Annotated in this window: 4 protein-coding genes; 1 reads left to right on the forward strand and 3 read right to left on the reverse strand. The window is 63.1% G+C overall.

Going from position 1 to position 3,238, the window contains the following annotated elements:
• On the forward strand, window positions 1–203 hold a 203-nt coding region (locus tag CDH48_RS19535; RefSeq protein ID WP_227521184.1), incomplete at its 5' end, for a hypothetical protein.
• A 159-nt stretch (window positions 204–362) separates the two neighbouring features.
• On the opposite strand, the gene CDH48_RS18950 is transcribed toward CDH48_RS19535, so the two are convergent.
• The 3 genes from CDH48_RS18950 to CDH48_RS18960 form a co-directional block, all read right to left on the reverse strand.
• Window positions 363–839, reverse strand: a complete 477-nt coding sequence (locus tag CDH48_RS18950; RefSeq protein ID WP_198515545.1) for a hypothetical protein — start codon at window positions 837–839, stop codon at window positions 363–365.
• A 677-nt stretch (window positions 840–1,516) separates the two neighbouring features.
• Window positions 1,517–1,903 carry a PaaI family thioesterase gene (locus tag CDH48_RS18955; protein WP_227521185.1) on the reverse strand — a complete coding sequence of 129 codons (387 nt, stop codon included), beginning with the start codon at window positions 1,901–1,903 and terminating at the stop codon, window positions 1,517–1,519.
• A gap of 241 nt (window positions 1,904–2,144) precedes the next feature.
• Window positions 2,145–3,056 carry an alpha/beta fold hydrolase gene (locus CDH48_RS18960; RefSeq protein ID WP_198515546.1) on the reverse strand — a complete coding sequence of 304 codons (912 nt, stop codon included), beginning with the start codon at window positions 3,054–3,056 and terminating at the stop codon, window positions 2,145–2,147.
• Window positions 3,057–3,238 lie beyond the last annotated feature (182 nt).

Raw genomic sequence — 3,238 nt, forward strand, 5'->3', positions numbered from 1 at the left:
ATCTTGGCGTGCGGCAACTTTACGAGAAGGTCCGTGAAATTACCCGTTCGGCAAGGAGAAATTCTGAGGATTTTCGCAAGACGTTTGCTTTGCTCATCGAAACACACCTGACCTATTTAGAGCCTATTTCAATAGGCCGGCTCGCCAGTCCCATGAAACCCCTCCCTCACCCTATTTTTCGGAGAGATGCCCCAACCTATTAGAAAAGGTTCAAAGGGCAACACGCCGATGGCGTCCATCGCCTCCTGGCCACGATTGGGGTGTGGAGCCAACCAGGTCAGGGTCTCGTTGGAGGCGCTGTGCAGCCAGTCGCGTTTGCCACCGACCTGCATCCCGGTCTCATCGGCATGCAGGTCGGCGCTTCACGTAGCGCCGGGATAACCCACTCGGCAAACGGCTCGGCCCGCGGGTAGGCCTCCTGTTTGAAGGTGAACAGCGTGCCGGTGCTCAACGCCAAGCCGCATTGAGACGTCAGCAACTCGCGGATACGGGGAAAGATAGACCCCATGGGCCTTGAGGTGCGGGCCATACTGGAGGGGGCGAGTCACGCCCTCGGGAAAGGGCGCCACGTCGAGTTGCCCCTGATCATCTTCGAGGACCTCAGCCTGGTACTCGGTGACCACGGCCTGGATCACGATGTCCTGCACCTGGCGCGTTTCGACGCCGACTGGGCGGCAAGTGCGTCCCTTGGGGAGTTGCCGACGATCGACACGGAGCTTGACCCGTAGCATCAGCACAACGATGGCCGCACGCAGCGACTGCGAGACCATGCGGTCTTTCTTGAGCTGCTGCCGGACCCGCTCCAGGGCCTCCTCGACGTTAATATCGTTAAGGGTCATGTCACCGCATGAGCGTGTCGAAGGCTGGGGCACACTATGCCTGAAAAATCAGCTGATTGGCGACAGGCTATCGCAGCGACCTGCAATGGTTCGGACAGTTTTAAAGAAAGCCTGATGCTCCGATAATGGGTCTCTCACAACATCGCCACCCGAACACTGACGGATCCTCACGAGTTCTGTGCTATTCGTCGCATAATGCCTGTTCCCTGACCTTCTCGCGAAGGCTCTCTCGGAGGATTTCCCAGGAGGACCAGGGCACGCCACCACCGCCAACCCCTCCCCGAGGCTTTCGCCGAGATGGAGGCCGGGGTCAGCGAGCTCGGTCACGGCCTGGATCGAAGCAGTCGCAATTCGGCCTTGCTGGCGCAGATCGGGTCAAACGAGCCGCGAGAGAGGGTATCCGGCCCCGTCCCGGCGGCTCCGCCAACCGTTTCGTGACGCGGTAGTGTGTGTCATGAGTCTATTATCCGCCGTCGCTGGGTCAGATCGTGAGCCTGCTGAGCTTCTTACATAATCAAGAGCCCGCTTGATCGACGCCATCCCCCGCAACCCGGTGGGCAAGATCCTGAAAAAGGAATTGCGAGCCCTGTAGTGCGGTTCTGGCTGAGCTTCCACTTGCCTTTCCGGCGAAGCCGTCGGCCGCGAAGTCGTTGGGGGCACGCGATGACGCGATGCCCTTACCGCCTGCGCGATGAAGGAATGGCGTAGGTCACGACTGCATGGGCTACCGGCTTTTCCAGCTGGCCTTCCGAATAGATATTCACCTCGGTTAATACCGAGCGGCGGCCCAGGTGGAGAGGAGTGCCCTTGGCCAGCAGGGCCTTGCCGGCTTCCGGCTTGCGCAGGAAGTTGATGTTCAGGTTGCTGGTGACCGCGAGCGGTACGATACCAATATGGGACAAGACCACTATGTAGGCGGCGGTGTCGGCGACGGCCATCATGGTGGGGCCGGACACGGTGCCGCCGGGACGCAGGTGGGATGCGCCCACCGGCTGGCGTGCCCACGCTTCCTGTTCATCCACCTTTTCGACCACGATGGTGGACTGGGGAAATTGGTCTCTCATGAATGACTGTAGCTCTTCCGCACTGGCCTGAATCGGCATCGTCTGGTTCCTCTATTGATATTGATCAACGGGTTGATTGTTTCAGTGACGCCGACTGGCGTGCCTGCACCAGTGCTTGCCGCATGGCCAGTTCAAACGCAGGCAGCTGTCGGGCGCGGCCTCGCTGACGGGTCGGATGTCCATTCGCCCGGGCACAATGTCACCCGGTGCGCTCCGTGCATCGGCGCTGCGCTGACAGGCGTCAGCCGCCAGCGGGCAGCTTGCGGCGCAGGAACTCGATGACCGCGTTGCTGAAGACGTCGTTGCGGTCGCCGGCGACCATGTGACCGGCGTCCTCGACGTCGAACCGCTCGGCATGCGGTACCAACTGCTGCAGCTCGTGCGCACCCTCCGGGCTGAGTACGTCGCTGGACCCACCCCGCACAAGCAGGGTGGGGATGCGGATGCGCCTGGCGGCGGCCTCGCGGCGCTTCTGTCTTACCAGTGCCTCGCCGGCGCGGGAACGGGTGGCGTGATCGAGGAAGCGAGGATCCCAGTGCCAGTACCAGCGCCCGTCGTTGTGCTGGCGCAGGTTCTTGCGCAAGCCGGTGGTGTTGCGCGCCTTGCGGTGCGGATTGTAGGCGCTAACCGCCTCCGCCGCTTCCTCAAGATTGGCAAAGCCGCCGGTGTGTGCGCGCATGAAGTCCAGCACACGCGCCACGCCATCGGGCTCCAGGCGCGTGGCGACGTCCACCAGCACCAGCGCGCGGGCGAAATCCGGCGGCCCCTCGCCGACCGCCAGCAACGAGGTGAGTCCGCCCATCGACGCGCCGACCAGCACCGGTGACGCGCGCAGCGAGGCACGAACGGCCGCGAGATCGGCCACAAGTGCATCGGCACTGTAGTCGCCGTCCGGCGCCCACTGGCTGTCGCCGTGACCGCGGGCATCGAGGGCGATCGCGAAATAGCCGGCACCGGCGAGCTGCCGAGCCGTGCCGGCCCAGGCATGCCGGGTTTGGCCGCCGCCGTGGAGCAGGAGGACGGGCGGCCAGCCGCTCTCGCCAGCGGCTTCGGCCGCCAGCCGCCAGCCGCTCGCTCCGGTCAATTCCAGCGGGCGCAGGGGGACGGTGCCTCGCTTACTGCCGGTCGTCGGGAGCGTTCTCATGAACCGCATTCAATCCAGCCCCCGCGCAATTGTCCTTGGGTAATTCATGCTTGCGCGCATGACGTAGCCAGTAAGCGTTGTTCGTCGTTCAGTATGAAATCCATGGTTCTTCCTCAGCACTTAAAAGCCGGCTTGCGCCGGTCCTCGAAAGCATCAAGTCCTTCGGCAACGTCGTTGCCGGGTAGGGCGCG

It is taken from the genome of Marinobacter aromaticivorans, from assembly GCF_002806975.1.
Classification (GTDB): Bacteria; Pseudomonadota; Gammaproteobacteria; order Pseudomonadales; family Oleiphilaceae; genus Marinobacter; species Marinobacter aromaticivorans.